This is a genomic window from Pseudomonas sp. PvP028, assembly GCF_017832255.1.
In the GTDB taxonomy this organism is placed as follows: Bacteria; Pseudomonadota; Gammaproteobacteria; order Pseudomonadales; family Pseudomonadaceae; genus Aquipseudomonas; species Aquipseudomonas syringae.
This window is the reverse complement of the sequence record NZ_JAFIBL010000001.1, coordinates 2,636,449-2,650,448: the sequence shown is the minus strand read 5'-3', so window position 1 is coordinate 2,650,448 and position 14,000 is coordinate 2,636,449. Positions and strand designations below refer to the sequence as shown.

The 14,000-nt window shown below is 59.2% G+C and carries 11 protein-coding genes; 4 read left to right on the top strand and 7 right to left on the bottom strand.

Going from position 1 to position 14,000, the window contains the following annotated elements; genetic code table 11:
* Both JOE34_RS11840 and JOE34_RS11835 read left to right on the top strand, forming a co-directional pair.
* The gene (locus JOE34_RS11840; protein WP_010424049.1) at window positions 1-3,135 is read left to right on the top strand and encodes an efflux RND transporter permease subunit; all 3,135 of its coding nucleotides are present in this window, start codon (window positions 1-3) and stop codon (window positions 3,133-3,135) included.
* Window positions 3,132-4,592: an AdeC/AdeK/OprM family multidrug efflux complex outer membrane factor gene (locus JOE34_RS11835; RefSeq protein ID WP_010424048.1), complete on the top strand. Its 1,461-nt coding sequence runs from the start codon at window positions 3,132-3,134 to the stop codon at window positions 4,590-4,592. The genes JOE34_RS11840 and JOE34_RS11835 overlap by 4 nt, the downstream gene beginning before the upstream one ends.
* Before the next feature lie 66 nt (window positions 4,593-4,658).
* Here JOE34_RS11835 and JOE34_RS11830 read toward each other — a convergent pair whose 3' ends face one another.
* The 5 genes from JOE34_RS11830 to pcaR form a co-directional block, all read right to left on the bottom strand.
* Window positions 4,659-5,960 carry an MFS family transporter gene (locus tag JOE34_RS11830; protein WP_003425192.1) on the bottom strand — a complete coding sequence of 434 codons (1,302 nt, stop codon included), beginning with the start codon at window positions 5,958-5,960 and terminating at the stop codon, window positions 4,659-4,661.
* Between the two features lie 212 nt (window positions 5,961-6,172).
* Window positions 6,173-7,372 carry a 3-oxoadipyl-CoA thiolase gene (gene pcaF, locus JOE34_RS11825; RefSeq protein ID WP_004416333.1) on the bottom strand — a complete coding sequence of 400 codons (1,200 nt, stop codon included), beginning with the start codon at window positions 7,370-7,372 and terminating at the stop codon, window positions 6,173-6,175.
* Complete coding sequence (locus tag JOE34_RS11820; protein ID WP_170846028.1) at window positions 7,372-8,154, bottom strand: CoA-transferase subunit beta; 783 nt, start codon at window positions 8,152-8,154, stop codon at window positions 7,372-7,374. The genes pcaF and JOE34_RS11820 overlap by 1 nt, the downstream gene beginning before the upstream one ends.
* On the bottom strand, window positions 8,151-9,008 hold the full coding sequence (locus tag JOE34_RS11815) for a CoA transferase subunit A (RefSeq protein ID WP_003395944.1): 858 nt from the start codon (window positions 9,006-9,008) through the stop codon (window positions 8,151-8,153). The genes JOE34_RS11820 and JOE34_RS11815 overlap by 4 nt, the downstream gene beginning before the upstream one ends.
* Window positions 9,009-9,164: 156 nt before the next feature.
* Window positions 9,165-10,007, bottom strand: coding sequence for a pca regulon transcriptional regulator PcaR (gene pcaR, locus JOE34_RS11810; RefSeq protein WP_003363842.1), 843 nt, complete (start codon window positions 10,005-10,007; stop codon window positions 9,165-9,167).
* Window positions 10,008-10,865: 858 nt separating this feature from the next.
* Between pcaR and JOE34_RS11805 the strand changes: the two genes are divergently transcribed.
* Together JOE34_RS11805 and JOE34_RS11800 are read left to right on the top strand one after the other, a co-directional pair.
* Entirely contained in the window at window positions 10,866-11,063 is a 198-nt protein-coding gene (locus JOE34_RS11805) for a hypothetical protein (RefSeq protein WP_002554967.1), read from the top strand.
* 206 nt (window positions 11,064-11,269) lie between these two features.
* Complete coding sequence (locus JOE34_RS11800; protein WP_003425186.1) at window positions 11,270-12,742, top strand: inorganic phosphate transporter; 1,473 nt, start codon at window positions 11,270-11,272, stop codon at window positions 12,740-12,742.
* 64 nt (window positions 12,743-12,806) lie between these two features.
* On the opposite strand, the gene JOE34_RS11795 is transcribed toward JOE34_RS11800, so the two are convergent.
* Together JOE34_RS11795 and purU are read right to left on the bottom strand one after the other, a co-directional pair.
* The gene (locus JOE34_RS11795; protein ID WP_010424031.1) at window positions 12,807-12,992 is read right to left on the bottom strand and encodes a hypothetical protein; all 186 of its coding nucleotides are present in this window, start codon (window positions 12,990-12,992) and stop codon (window positions 12,807-12,809) included.
* Between the two features lie 77 nt (window positions 12,993-13,069).
* Window positions 13,070-13,921, bottom strand: coding sequence for a formyltetrahydrofolate deformylase (gene purU / locus JOE34_RS11790; protein ID WP_003413243.1), 852 nt, complete (start codon window positions 13,919-13,921; stop codon window positions 13,070-13,072).
* Window positions 13,922-14,000 lie beyond the last annotated feature (79 nt).

Genomic DNA, 14,000 nt, shown 5'->3' with positions numbered 1-14,000 from the left:
ATGTCGAAATTTTTTATTGATCGACCCATTTTTGCCTGGGTTATTGCCCTCGTGATCATGCTGGTCGGTGCGCTGTCGATTTCCAGCCTGCCGATCAACCAGTACCCGAGCATCGCACCGCCCGCCATCGGTATCCAGGTCACCTATCCGGGCGCGTCTGCCCAGACGGTGCAGGACACTGTGGTCCAGGTGATCGAGCAACAGCTCAACGGTATCGATAACCTGCGTTATGTCAGCTCGGAAAGTAACTCCGACGGCAGCATGACCATCACGGCGACCTTCAATCAGGGCACCAACCCGGATACGGCGCAGGTCCAGGTGCAGAACAAGCTCAACCTCGCGACCCCGCTGCTGCCGCAGGAAGTGCAGCAACAGGGTATCCGCGTCACCAAGGCAGTGAAGAACTTCCTGATGGTGATCGGTCTGGTGTCGGAAGACGGCAGCATGGGCAAGGAAGACCTGGCCAACTACATTGTGTCGAACATGCAGGACCCGATCTCCCGGACCTCCGGTGTGGGTGACTTCCAGGTGTTCGGTTCGCAGTACGCCATGCGTATCTGGCTGGACCCGGCCAAGCTGAACAACTTCCAGCTGACCCCGGTAGACGTGAAAAACGCGATCACCGCGCAGAACGTTCAGGTGTCGTCCGGCCAGTTGGGCGGCCTGCCATCGATCAGCGGCCAGCAGTTGAACGCTACGATCATCGGCAAGACGCGTCTGCAGACCGCCGAGCAGTTCGGCAATATCTTCCTCAAGGTCAACACCGACGGCTCACAGGTTCGCCTGAAAGACGTCGCTACAGTCGGCCTGGGCGCAGAGAACTACAGCACCGATTCGCAGTTCGACGGCAAACCGGCTTCCGGTCTGGCGATCAAGCTCGCCACCGGCGCCAACGCACTGGACACCGCCAAGGCCATCCGCGCGACCGTTTCGTCGCTGGAGCCATTCTTCCCGCCTGGCATGAAAGTCGTGTACCCGTATGACACCACACCGGTGGTGAGCGAATCGATCAACGGCGTGGTGCACACCCTGATCGAAGCGATCGTGCTGGTGTTCCTGGTGATGTACCTGTTCCTGCAGAACTTCCGCGCAACCATCATCACCACGATGACGGTTCCGGTGGTCTTGCTGGGTACGTTCGGCATCCTCGCGGCTTTCGGTTTCACCATCAACACCCTGACCATGTTCGGTATGGTGCTGGCCATCGGCTTGCTGGTGGACGATGCGATTGTGGTGGTGGAAAACGTCGAGCGGGTCATGGAGGAGGAAAAGCTCTCCCCGCGCGACGCCACGATCAAATCCATGACACAGATTCAGGGCGCACTGGTCGGTATTGCCCTGGTGCTGTCGGCGGTTCTGTTGCCAATGGCGTTTTTCGGTGGCTCCACCGGGGTGATCTACAAGCAGTTCTCGATCACCATCGTCTCGGCCATGGCCCTGTCGGTCGTGGTTGCGCTGATCTTCACCCCGGCGCTGTGCGCCACCATGCTCAAGCCCATCGATCACGAGAAGCACGGGCAACCGAAACGTGGTTTCTTCGGCTGGTTCAACCGTACCTTCGACCGTAGCGTTCTGAGTTACGAGCGCGGCGTCGGCAACATGCTCAAGCACAAGTGGCCTGCGTACCTGGGTTACATACTGATCTGCGCGGGCATGGTGTTCATGTTCATGCGTATTCCGGCTGCGTTCCTGCCGGATGAAGACCAGGGCGTTATCTTCGCCCAGATCCAGACACCGGCCGGCTCCTCGACCGAGCGTACGCAGGAAGTCATCGATCAGATGCGTGAGTACCTGCTGACCAAGGAAAGCGGCGCAGTGAAGTCGGTGTTCTCGGTAAACGGCTTCAACTTCGCAGGCCGCGGTCAAAGCTCGGCGATTGCGTTCGTGATGCTCAAGCCGTGGGAGGAGCGTGATTCCAACAACAGCGTCTTCGAACTGGCCAAGCGGGCTCAGGGCTATTTCTTCAGCCTGCGCGACGCGATGGTGTTTGCGGTCGTCCCGCCTTCGGTACTTGAACTGGGTAACGCCACCGGCTTCGATGTTTACTTGCAGGATCAAGGCGGCGTGGGTCACGACAAGCTGATGGAAGCGCGTAACCAGTTCCTCGGTATGGCCGCACAGAGCAAGATTCTGGCGGGTGTGCGTCCCAACGGGCTGAACGACGAACCGCAGTACCAGTTGATCATCGACGACGAGCGCGCCAGCGCTTTGGGTATCACCCTGTCGGACATCAACAACACACTGTCCATCGCGTTGGGTGGCAGCTACGTCAACGACTTCATCGACCGTGGCCGTGTGAAGAAGGTGTACATCCAGGGCGATGCAGGTGCGCGTATGACGCCTGAAGACCTGAAGAAATGGTACGTGCGCAACAGCGCGGGTGAGATGGTGCCGTTCTCGGCCTTCGCCAGCGGCAAATGGTCCTACGGCTCGCCGAAACTGTCACGCTACAACGGCGTGGCGGCAGAGGAAGTGCTCGGTACTCCAGCCCCTGGTTACAGCAGCGGCGACGCGATGAACGAAGTCGAGGCGCTGGCCAAGAAGCTGCCGCAGGGCATCGGCATCTCGTGGACCGGTCTGTCTTACGAGGAACGTCTTTCCGGTTCGCAGGCCCCTGCCCTGTATGCCTTGTCGTTGCTGGTCGTGTTCCTCTGTCTGGCGGCGCTGTATGAAAGCTGGTCGATTCCGATCGCGGTCATCCTCGTGGTGCCACTGGGGGTTATCGGTGCATTGATGGCAACCAGCCTGCGCGGTCTGTCCAACGACGTGTTCTTCCAGGTAGGCCTGTTGGTGACGGTGGGTCTGGCGGCGAAAAACGCCATTCTGATCGTCGAGTTCGCCAAAGAGCTTCACGAACAGGGCAAGAGCCTGGTGGACGCGGCGATCGAGGCCTGCCGCATGCGTCTGCGCCCGATCATCATGACTTCCATGGCCTTCATCCTCGGCGTCGTACCGTTGGCGATTTCCACGGGCGCAGGTTCGGGCAGTCAGCATTCGATCGGTACTGGCGTAATTGGCGGTATGATCACCGCAGTTATTCTGGCGATCTTCTGGGTGCCCCTGTTCTTCGTAACGGTTTCAGGGCTCTTCAAGAGCAAGCAGAAACATATTTCACACGATGAGGCTGGCCAATGAGCAAGTCATTGATCTCACTTGCAGTTACCGCGTTCATTCTCGGCGGCTGCTCTTTGATCCCCGATTACAAACAGCCGGAAGCACCGGTCGCGGCACAATATCCGCAAGGGCCGGCGTACTCGCCGGTCGAAGGCGCCAAAATGGCCGCCGCGGAACAAGGCTGGCGGCACTTCTTCAATGACCCGGCGCTGCAACAGCTGATTCAGACTGCACTGCTCAACAACCGTGACCTTCGGGTTGCGGCGCTGAACATCGACGCCTACCGCGCCCAGTACCGTATCCAGCGCTCGGACCTGTTCCCTGCCGTTTCGGCCACGGGTAGCGGCTCACGTCAGCGCGTGCCAGGTGACCAGTCGCAAACCGGTCAGCCCGGCATCACCAGCAGCTACTCGGCCACCCTGGGTGTCAGCTCTTACGAACTGGACCTCTTCGGCCGGGTACGCAGCCTCAGCGAGCAGGCGCTGGAGACCTACTTCGCCAGCGAGGAAGCACGTCGCAGCACCCAGATCAGTCTGGTGGCCAGCGTCGCCAATGCCTACATGACCTGGCAGGCCGACAAGGAACTGCTCAAGCTGACGCAGGACACCCTGAAGACCTACGAAGAAAGCTTCCGTCTGACCTCGCGCGCCAGCGAAGTCGGCGTGTCTTCGGCACTGGACCTGAGCCAGTCGCGCACCGCCGTCGAAAGCGCGCGCGCCAAACTGGCCCAGTACCAGCGCCTGGTTGCCCAGGACCAGAACAGTCTGGTGCTGCTGCTCGGCACCAGCCTGCCTGACAACCTGCCTGCCAGCCACTTGCTAGATTCCGACATGCTGACCGAAATGCCGGCAGGCCTGCCGTCCGACCTGCTGCAGCGTCGTCCGGACATTCTCGAGGCCGAGCACTCGCTCAAGGCGGCCAACGCCAACATCGGCGCGGCACGTGCAGCGTTCTTCCCGAGCATCAGCCTGACGGCCAGTGCCGGGACCAGCAGCAGCGAGCTGTCCGGCCTGTTCAAGGGCGGATCGGGCGCGTGGCTGTTCCAGCCAAGCATCAACATCCCGATCTTCAACGCCGGCAACCTGCGCGCCAGCCTGGACTACTCGAAAATCCAGAAGGAAATCAGCGTCGCCAACTACGAGAAGGCGATTCAGACCGCCTTCCAGGAAGTGTCCGACGGTCTGGCTTCGCGCAAGACCTATGACGAGCAGCTCCAGGCGCAACGTGACTTCGTCGCGGCCAACCAGGATTACTACCGTCTGGCCGAGCGTCGTTACCGGATCGGCATCGACAGCAACCTGACCTTCCTCGACGCCCAGCGCTCGCTGTTCAGTGCGCAACAAACGCTGATCACCGATCGCCTGTCGCAGCTGACCAGCGAGGTCAACCTGTACAAGGCCCTCGGCGGCGGCTGGTATGAAAGAACCGGACAGACCGAAACCATCTCCAAGGAGAAGCCTTCGGTTCAGCTGTTCTGATTGACAGCGGCAGACAAAAAAACCACCTGATCAGGTGGTTTTTTTGTGGCCGGCACACACCTGCGATCAATGATCCTGATGCAGGTACTTAGGCTCTTTGGGCAAACGCAGACTGAACAGGAACGCTACCGCCATCATGGCCGTCACGTACCAGTAAAAGCTGTTTTCCATTCCGGCACTCTTGAGTTTCAGTGCAACCCACTCAGCCGAGCCGCCGAACATTGCGTTGGCCACCGCGTACGCCAGACCCACGCCCAGCGCACGAACCTGAGGCGGAAACATCTCGGCTTTGACCAGCCCGCTGATCGAGGTGTAGAAGCTGACGATCGCCAGCGCCAGGGTAATCAGCACAAAGGCAATAAACGGGTTGGTGGTGGTCTTGAGCGTCATCAGGATCGGCACTGTGAACAGCGTACCCAGCGCGCCGAACAGGAGCATCGAATTGCGACGGCCAATGCGGTCCGCGAGCATGCCGAAGAACGGCTGCATGCACATGTACAGAAACAGCGCACCGGTCATGATGTAGCTGGCGGTCTTGGCTTCCATGCCCCCGGTGTTGACCAGGTATTTCTGCATGTAGGTCGTGAAGGTATAGAAAATCAGCGAGCCACCGGCGGTGTAGCCCAGCACTGTGATGAAGGCAGCCGCATGATGCTTGAACAGTGCCGCAATACTGCCCGCGTCCTTGTCCTGCCGGCTTTCGGCCGTGGTGGTTTCATTGAGGGTGCGACGCAACAGCAAGGCGATGACCGCAGCGCCAGCACCGATCACGAAGGGGATACGCCAGCCGTAGTCACGCAGTTCTTCGGTGGTCAGGAATTGCTGGAGGATGACCACCGTCAACACCGCCAGCAATTGCCCGCCGATCAGGGTGACGTACTGAAACGAAGCATAAAAGCCGCGCTGGCCGCGCAGCGCCACTTCACTCATATAAGTGGCCGTGGTGCCGTACTCGCCACCCACCGACAGGCCTTGCAGCAGGCGCGCCATCAACAGCAAGGCCGGCGCCCAGGCGCCAATCGAGGCATAGGTCGGCAGGCAGGCGATGATCAATGATCCGGCACACATCATGGTGACCGAAATCAGCATGGAGTTCTTGCGGCCATGTTTGTCTGCAACACGACCAAACAGCCAGCCGCCAATCGGACGCATCAGAAAGCCAGCGGCAAACACACCCGCGGTGTTGAGCAACTGAACGGTCGGGTCATCGGAAGGGAAGAAAGCCGGTGCGAAATAAATCGCGCAGAAGGCGTAGATATAAAAGTCGAACCATTCGACCAGGTTGCCGGATGAGGCGCCGACAATGGCGAAAATTCTTTTGCTTCGCTCCTCGCCGGTGTAATGCGGTGCTTTTGATGTTGTAGTCATTATTTTCCCCAAGCAGAACTGTCCATAAGAAACAATCTGTAACACCGTCTTTAATCGAGCACAATCAGTCAAACCAATTCAGCCGACTGGAATAGCGGGATCGTTGAGAATCCGGGCGTCCAGACGAACAACAACCCGGATCATCGGCCTGCCTTTTCGTGGAGGCTGACAAACGATCCGGGTTGCTGGACAACAGGTTGAAGCGAGAGGGTTTACCGCTCGATGGCCAGAGCAAGCCCCTGCCCGACGCCGACGCACATGGTTGCCAGGCCTCTGCGCCCGCCGGTTTTCTCCAGATGATGCAGTGCCGTCAGCACCAGCCGCGCGCCGCTCATGCCCAGCGGATGACCGAGGGCAATTGCCCCGCCGTTGGGATTGACCTGCGGCGCATCATCCGCCAGACCCAGTTCGCGCAGCACCGCAATCCCCTGGCTGGCAAACGCTTCATTGAGTTCGATGACATCGAAATCGGTCACCGCCAGGCCCAGCCGCTCGACCAGTTTACGCACCGCTGGCACCGGGCCAATGCCCATCACCCGAGGTGCAACCGCGGCGCTGGCCATGCCGAGCACGCGGGCGCGGGGCGTCAGGCCATGCTTTTTGACTGCTTCGGCCGACGCCAGAATCAGCGCAGCAGCGCCGTCGTTGACTCCGGACGCATTACCGGCAGTCACCGTGCGGTCCGGGCCATTGACCGGCTTGAGTTTGCTCAGGGTTTCCAGACTGGTATCGCCACGCGGATGCTCATCCTTGTCGACAAGGGTCTCGCCCTTTTTGTGCGCGACTCGCACCGGCACGATCTCTTCCTCGAAAAAGCCCGCAGCCTGGGCAACGGCAGTGCGTTGCTGGCTGCGCAGGGCGAAAGCGTCCTGATCGGCTCGAGAAATCCTGAAGTCGGTTGCCACGTTGTCGCCCGTCTCGGGCATTGAGTCCACGCCGTACTGTGCTTTCATCGCCGGATTGATAAAGCGCCAGCCGATGGTGGTGTCTTCCAGCTTCATGTTCCGCGAAAACGCGGCATCGGCCTTGCCCATCACGAAGGGGGCACGGGACATCGACTCGACGCCTCCGGCGATGGCCAGCTCGATTTCACCGGAAGCGATGGCCCGGAACGCGGTGCCGATGGCGTCCATACCGGAAGCACACAAACGATTGAGGGTGACGCCCGGTACACTTTCCGGCAGCCCGGCCAACAGTGCGGCCATGCGCGCAACGTTGCGGTTGTCCTCGCCGGCCTGATTGGCGCAGCCAAGGAACACTTCGTCGATCTCTTCCCAGTTGACCGAAGGGTTGCGCTCCATCAACGCCTTGATCGGCACCGCCGCCAGGTCGTCTGCACGCACCGAAGACAACCCGCCACCAAAGCGACCGATGGGCGTACGAATCGCATCGCAAATAAATACATCACGCATCACGCTTCTCCTGCGACCTGACCATGAGCCGCGGCAGTTCGTGCTTCCAGATCACGCAGCGCCGTCAGCTCGACGTCAGTGGGCTCTTCGGACACAACAACGGTGTCGGCAAAGCGGATCGCCCAACCGGTTGCGGCGATCACCTGCTCGCGGGTCACGCCAGGGTGCAGCGTGGTCACGACGAACTCGTGGGTGCCGGCTTCCGGCTCCATGATGCACAGGTCGGTGATGATGCCCACTGGGCCGGCACCGGGCAGGCCCAGGCGTTTGCGCGAGTCGCCACCTTCGCCATGGCCGACCGAGGTGATGAAGTCCAGCTTGTCGACGAACGAGCGCGCCGACTGCTTGAGGATGATCAGCACTGACTTGGCCGACCCGGCGATCTCCGGCGCACCACCGGCGCCCGGCAGACGCACTTTTGGATGATGATAATCGCCGACCACGGTGGTGTTGATGTTGCCGAAACGGTCGACCTGCGCCGCGCCGAGAAAGCCGACATCGACGCGACCGCCCTGCAGCCAGTAACGAAATATTTCACTGGTGGAGACCACTGTGTCGGCGGTTTCAGCCAACTCGCCATCGCCGATAGACAACGGCAACACCGTGGGCTTGGCACCGATCGGGCCGGACTCGTAGATCAGCACCACGTCAGGCGCAGAGGTAAGACGTGCCAGATTCGCCGCCTTCGAAGGCAGGCCGATGCCGACGAAGCACACAGAACCATTACGCAAGCGACGGGCTGCGGCAACGGTCATCATTTCACTGGTGGAGTAAGTCATTATTTGGCCTCCGAAGCGCGAGCCAGCTTGCTCTGGAATTCACTGAAGTCTGCGGTGCCGTGGATGTATTCATCGATCCACGCCGTGAAGGTCTCCCGGTCTCGGGCGATCGGGTCCCAGGCCTGATAGAACGGGTTGTCACGCTCGTAGTAGCCATGCGCATAAGACGGATGCGCGCCGCCTGGCACCAGGCACACCGCGCTCAGCGCCCAGGTCGGCAGCACGCAGGAATTCATCGGCGCCTTGAGGTCATCGACGATTTCTTCCACCGTCACAATGCAACGCTTCGCAGCCAGTGCGGCTTCTTTCTGCGCACCGAGAATGCCCCACAACAGCACGTTGCCCTTGCGGTCGGCTTTCTGTGCATGAATCACGGTTACGTCGGGACGTACCGAAGGCACCGCTGCCAACACTTCGCCGGTGAACGGGCAGGTGACCGTCTTGATCAGCGGGTTGACCTTGGGCAGGTCGGACCCGGCGTAGGCGCGCAGCACCGCGAACGGCAGACCGGACGCGCCCGCTACATAAGCGTTGGCGAGGTCGGCATGGCTGTGCTCTTCAATTTCCATCGCGCGCGGCCACTGCTTTTCAACGGCATCGCGCAAACGGTGCAAGGAGCCAACGCCTGGGTTGCCGCCCCACGAGAAAATCAGCCGCTTCGCACAGCCGGCACCGATCAACTGGTCGTAGATCAGATCGGGCGTCATGCGCACAAGGGTCAGGTCTTTTTTACCCTGACGGATGATTTCATGCCCAGCGGCCGTGGGGATCAGATGCGTGAAGCCTTCCAGCGCAACGGTGTCGCCATCGTTGACCAGTTGCTTCACCGCATCGCGTAGAGAAAGAATGTCTGCCATGAGGTGCTCCGAACCCAACATCACGTTCAATGATCAGCGCGAAGACCTGCGCCGGAATGAAAATGAGGTTATGCCTGAGCAAGAAGGCAAACAATCCGATAATCGACTAAACGTTCGGTAATCGAACGAATTCAATCCGTCTAAAATACGGCAACGTCAGGTAAACAGCTGCGTACTCAGGTCGCGACTGGCATCGAGCATGATCGGCAGAAAGCGCTGTTCCAGCTCGCTGCGTGCCACACGTCCGGCGCTGGTACTGACATTCAGCGCAGCCAGCACCTGGCCCGACGCATCATAGACCGGTACGGCAATCGAACGCAGCCCCTGCTCCAGTTCCTGATCGACAATGCACCAGCCTTGTTGCCGAACCAGCTGCAGACATTCGAGCAAGGCCTCCGGCGTGCGAATGGTGCGGCTGGTCTTGGGCTGCAGATCGACATGGTCAAGGTATTCATGCAGCGACACGTCATCCAGTGCGGCCAGCAGAATGCGGCCCATGGATGTGCAGTACGCGGGAAGACGACCGCCCACGGAAAGGTCGACCGAGATGAGTCGCTGCGTGGTCGCAGAGCGCGCTATATAAAGAATGTCGTCGCCTTCCAGAGTCGCCATATTGCACGCCTCGTGCAGCTGGTCGCTCATACGGTCCAGATAAGGCTGCGATGACGTTGCCAGTGGCGTCGATGACAAATAGGCGTGGCCCAGCGTCAATACTTTGGGCAGTAGCGAGTAGGTACGGCCGTCAGTGGTCGCATAACCGAGCTTGATCAGGGTGTGCAGACAACGACGCACTGCCGCACGGGGGATCTCGGTGCGGTGGCTGATCTGCGCAATGGTCAGGTGTCTCTTACGCTCCTGAAAGGCATGAATCACGGCCAGCCCGCGCGCCAGCGAGGTCATGAAATCCGGGTCACCGGTCAGCGCCTGAATGCGCTTTGCGGGCGACGCCACGATGGGCGGTGCCAACGAGGCAAAAGATTTACGCAGTTCGTCGTTCATTGAAACACCTTATGCAACTGCCTTTCAGGCCCTGTAAACCATAGGTTTCAGCTCTTTTCAGGGGAGCGAAGCCCGCCCTCAGTTGTGCGATTATCGAACAGGTGGCCGATAATCGCAATTGACCCCATGTAAATATACTTATACCTTTACCTCTGCCACGAAGTGACTTCTTGGAAATACTGGTCAGGTACCCACTGAGAAGTCCAAGGCAGCGGCCTTGCTCACCAAGCAAGGCCGTTTTCATTACTCAGACGCACCCCTCGTGCCAGATGCTCGCGACACCCTCCTCTTCATCCCGCTCTCGGTCAGTGCCTGCCACGCGACTCCACACATCCTGCATATAAAAGACAGTGAATTTCTTCGCCAACATTTTGTCGTCGAACGTGAAAACTGTTTTATAAAACTTATGTCATATAAATGGCTCACTGAAACTTCGGAACAATCGTACAAAAAAACCAGACATGTGAACTCATTCAACCTCTGTTGTTGACGTAGCAGAAGTTCTTGGAGATAGTATCTGTCAGTTGGTTGGCAATACCCTCGCAACGATTGATCCATTGACCCGATTTCTGCCTCGACTGTCCTGTCGAAGCGTTGTCACGGTGCACCATCGCAGCGAGACCATCAGCAAGCCTGCCAGCGCAAGCCCTGTGCTTGAAATCAAACGTGTGTCGCTACGACAGGTATTTCTCTCTGGTGCACGTAGCCGCAGACAACAACAGGTATGTCCAGTAACCCTTTCGCGCAATCGCCCGAACAGGCCGCTGACTGTAGTTGGTATACAGCCAGACTGGAGTGAACATACTTGCAATGTTTTGCGTCATCGCCAGAGCCCATTCGACTCGATCAGGTATTAAAGTGACTAAAGATGAACTGCGCGCGGAACTTGAGCGCCAGGAACAACGCTACAAGGATGTCTACGGCGGTGAAATCACCACCTACGCCGCGCAACCTGAACCGGAACGCAAGCCTTGGCGCAAAAGAGCCAGCCTGCTGGACCAGGCGTTCAAGCAAGAACTGCAAAAAATGGAAGAAGGCCTGAAAGAAGAGCCATGACAGCGCAGGGCCGATGATCCCTGCCCGATACGTTTCTGACTTTCAGCCCCCGGAATTACACGCCTTACTGCCTCATTGAACATTCAACGGGGCGGCGCTCATGCGTCTTTTTTTTGGTTTGAGGCGACACCACGTGGTGACGACAAGTCGTTCGGTATTTTTTCTGTCATAATCGCGCCCCCTTCAGACCCGGTCAGAAAACCTACATGATCGATTTATTCAGCGGGCTTGATGCCTGGGTGCTTGTGAGCCTGTTGCTCGCCCTGGCTTTCGTCCTCACCTTCGAGTTCATCAACGGCTTTCATGACACCGCCAACGCGGTGGCGACAGTCATTTACACCAAAGCGATGCCGCCTCATCTGGCCGTGCTCTTTTCCGGTGTATTCAACTTTCTCGGCGTGTTGCTGGGCGGCGTGGGCGTTGCCTATGCCATCGTCCACCTGCTGCCGGTCGAACTGCTTATCAACGTCAACACCGGACATGGCCTGGCCATGGTGTTCTCGCTGCTGGCGGCGGCGATTACCTGGAACCTCGGCACCTGGTACTTCGGCATTCCGGCCTCCAGTTCGCACACGCTGATCGGCTCGATACTCGGTGTGGGTCTGGCCAATGCGCTGCTCAACGATATCCCGCTGGCCGATGGCGTGAACTGGCAGAAAGCGATCGATATCGGCGCTTCGCTGGTGTTCTCGCCGCTGGCCGGCTTTATCGTTGCGGGCCTGGTACTGATTGCCCTGAAATGGTGGCGTCCGCTGTCGAAGATGCACAAGACCCCTGACCAGCGCCGCAAGCTGGATGACAAGAAGCACCCGCCGTTCTGGAACCGTCTGGTGCTGGTCATCTCCGCCATGGCGGTCAGCTTCGTACACGGTTCGAATGACGGCCAGAAAGGTATTGGCCTGATCATGCTGGTACTGATCGGTATCGTGCCCAGCCAGTTCGTGCTTGACCTCACCAGCACGACCTACCAGATCGAACGCACCCGCGATGCGACCCAGCACCTGAACCAGTTCTATCAGCGCAACAGCAGCACGCTGGGCGAATACCTGGCCATGGGTAAAGCCGAAAAAGGCGACCTGCCGTCCAGCTCTGCCTGTAATCCGAAGCAGACCGAACCCACCATCGACGCGCTGCTCGACCGCCTGAAGGGCGTGTCCGACTACCACGCGCTGGCCCCTGAAAGCCGCATCGAAGTTCGTCGCTACCTGTTGTGCCTGGACGACACCGCCCGCAAGGTCGGCAAACTTCCGGACCTGTCAGCGCGTGAAAAATCCGACCTGGAGAAACTTCGCAAGGACCTGACCACCACCACCGAGTACGCACCGTTCTGGGTGATTCTGGCGGTCGCACTGGCGCTGGGCATCGGCACCATGGTCGGCTGGAAACGTGTGGTACTGACGATCGGCGAGAAAATCGGCAAGCAGGGCATGACCTACGCACAAGGCATGTCGGCGCAGATCACCACCGCCTGCGCGATTGGTCTGGCCAACGTGTTCAGTCTTCCAGTGTCCACCACGCACATTCTGTCGTCGGGTGTAGCCGGCACCATGGTCGCCAACAAGAGCGGTCTGCAAGGCGGAACCGTGCGCACCATCCTGCTGGCCTGGGTGCTGACCCTACCGGCAACGGTCGCCTTGTCCGCAGCGTTGTTCTGGCTGGCTTCCAAGGCCCTGGCCTGATCCGAAACCCTTCGGGCGGTGCATGCCTTGCACCGCTCAAGGGTCTGACTCACTCATCCTCTTGTTACCCCTCCTCCTCAAGCCCTTCACCAGGCGCTTGCGCTTGCTGCAGCTCGCGCCACAGTGCTGCGGCACCGTCGAAATCAGTGCCGTTTTCAGCAGTCAGTTCAGCAGGGTCATAGCGGCTCAGGCAGCCTTCGCCAAGTGTTGCCGGAGCGGTGGAAGTGGCTTTGTCGAGAGGATCGGTCATTGGCTGTCACCTTGCGCGTTGCACCCTTGCCGACAGCTGAGTCGGGAGCGCGACAGACGCGCTCCGGAAAAGATAGATCAGCCGAAGACGACTGTCTTGTTGTCGTGAACCAGAACGCGGTCTTCCAGGTGAGCGCGCAGGCCGCGCGCCAGCACCATTTTTTCCACGTCGCGGCCGAAACGCACCATGTTTTCGATGCTGTCACGGTGACTGACGCGCACGACGTCCTGCTCGATGATCGGACCGGCGTCGAGCTCTTCGGTCACATAGTGACAGGTCGCGCCGATCAGTTTGACGCCGCGCAACGAGGCCTGGTGATAAGGCTTGGCCCCGACGAACGATGGCAGGAAGCTGTGGTGAATATTGATGACCTGATGGGCATATTCACGGCACAACTGCGGCGGCAGGATTTGCATATAACGCGCCAGAACCACGACATCAGCCTGGTGATGACCGACCAGACGCGATACCTCGGCGAATGCAGGCTCCTTGTCTTTCGGGTCCACCGGAACATGGTAGTAAGGGATGTTGTGCCACTCGACCATGCTGCGCAGGTCTTGGTGGTTTGAAATCACACAGGCGATGTCGCAGTCGAGTTCGTCACTGTGCCAACGGTGCAGCAGGTCGGCCAGACAGTGCGATTCGCGACTTGCCATGAGCACGACGCGCTTCTTCTGCGCCGAGTCGGTAATGCGCCAGTCCATCGAAAACTCTTCGGCAATCGGCGTGAAGGCTTCACGGAAGCCGTCCAGGTCAAAAGGCAGGGTGTCGGCACGGATCTCGTGACGCATGAAAAACCAGCCGCTGAGATTGTCAGAATGATGACTCGCTTCGGTGATCCAGCCGTTATGGGACGCCAGAAAGTTACTGACTTTGGCAACGATGCCTACACGGTCCGGGCAAGCAATCACCAGACGAAAAGTGCGCATTGGGGGAAACTCCAGAACTTCGCAAAGCCGCTATTCTAGCGGCTGCGCAGCAAAACTGCAGTATCTCTGTTGCCTGAAT

Excerpts from the sequence above, each read along its gene's own strand:
- JOE34_RS11840 (WP_010424049.1), top strand. The coding sequence starts at position 1 with ATGTCGAAATTTTTTATTGATCGACCCATTTTTGCCTGGGTTATTGCC.
- JOE34_RS11835 (WP_010424048.1), top strand. The coding sequence starts at position 3,132 with ATGAGCAAGTCATTGATCTCACTTGCAGTTACCGCGTTCATTCTCGGC.
- JOE34_RS11830 (WP_003425192.1), bottom strand. The coding sequence starts at position 5,960 with ATGACTACAACATCAAAAGCACCGCATTACACCGGCGAGGAGCGAAGC.
- pcaF (WP_004416333.1), bottom strand. The coding sequence starts at position 7,372 with ATGCGTGATGTATTTATTTGCGATGCGATTCGTACGCCCATCGGTCGC.
- JOE34_RS11815 (WP_003395944.1), bottom strand. The coding sequence starts at position 9,008 with ATGGCAGACATTCTTTCTCTACGCGATGCGGTGAAGCAACTGGTCAAC.
- pcaR (WP_003363842.1), bottom strand. The coding sequence starts at position 10,007 with ATGAACGACGAACTGCGTAAATCTTTTGCCTCGTTGGCACCGCCCATC.
- JOE34_RS11800 (WP_003425186.1), top strand. The coding sequence starts at position 11,270 with ATGATCGATTTATTCAGCGGGCTTGATGCCTGGGTGCTTGTGAGCCTG.
- JOE34_RS11795 (WP_010424031.1), bottom strand. The coding sequence starts at position 12,992 with ATGACCGATCCTCTCGACAAAGCCACTTCCACCGCTCCGGCAACACTT.
- purU (WP_003413243.1), bottom strand. The coding sequence starts at position 13,921 with ATGCGCACTTTTCGTCTGGTGATTGCTTGCCCGGACCGTGTAGGCATC.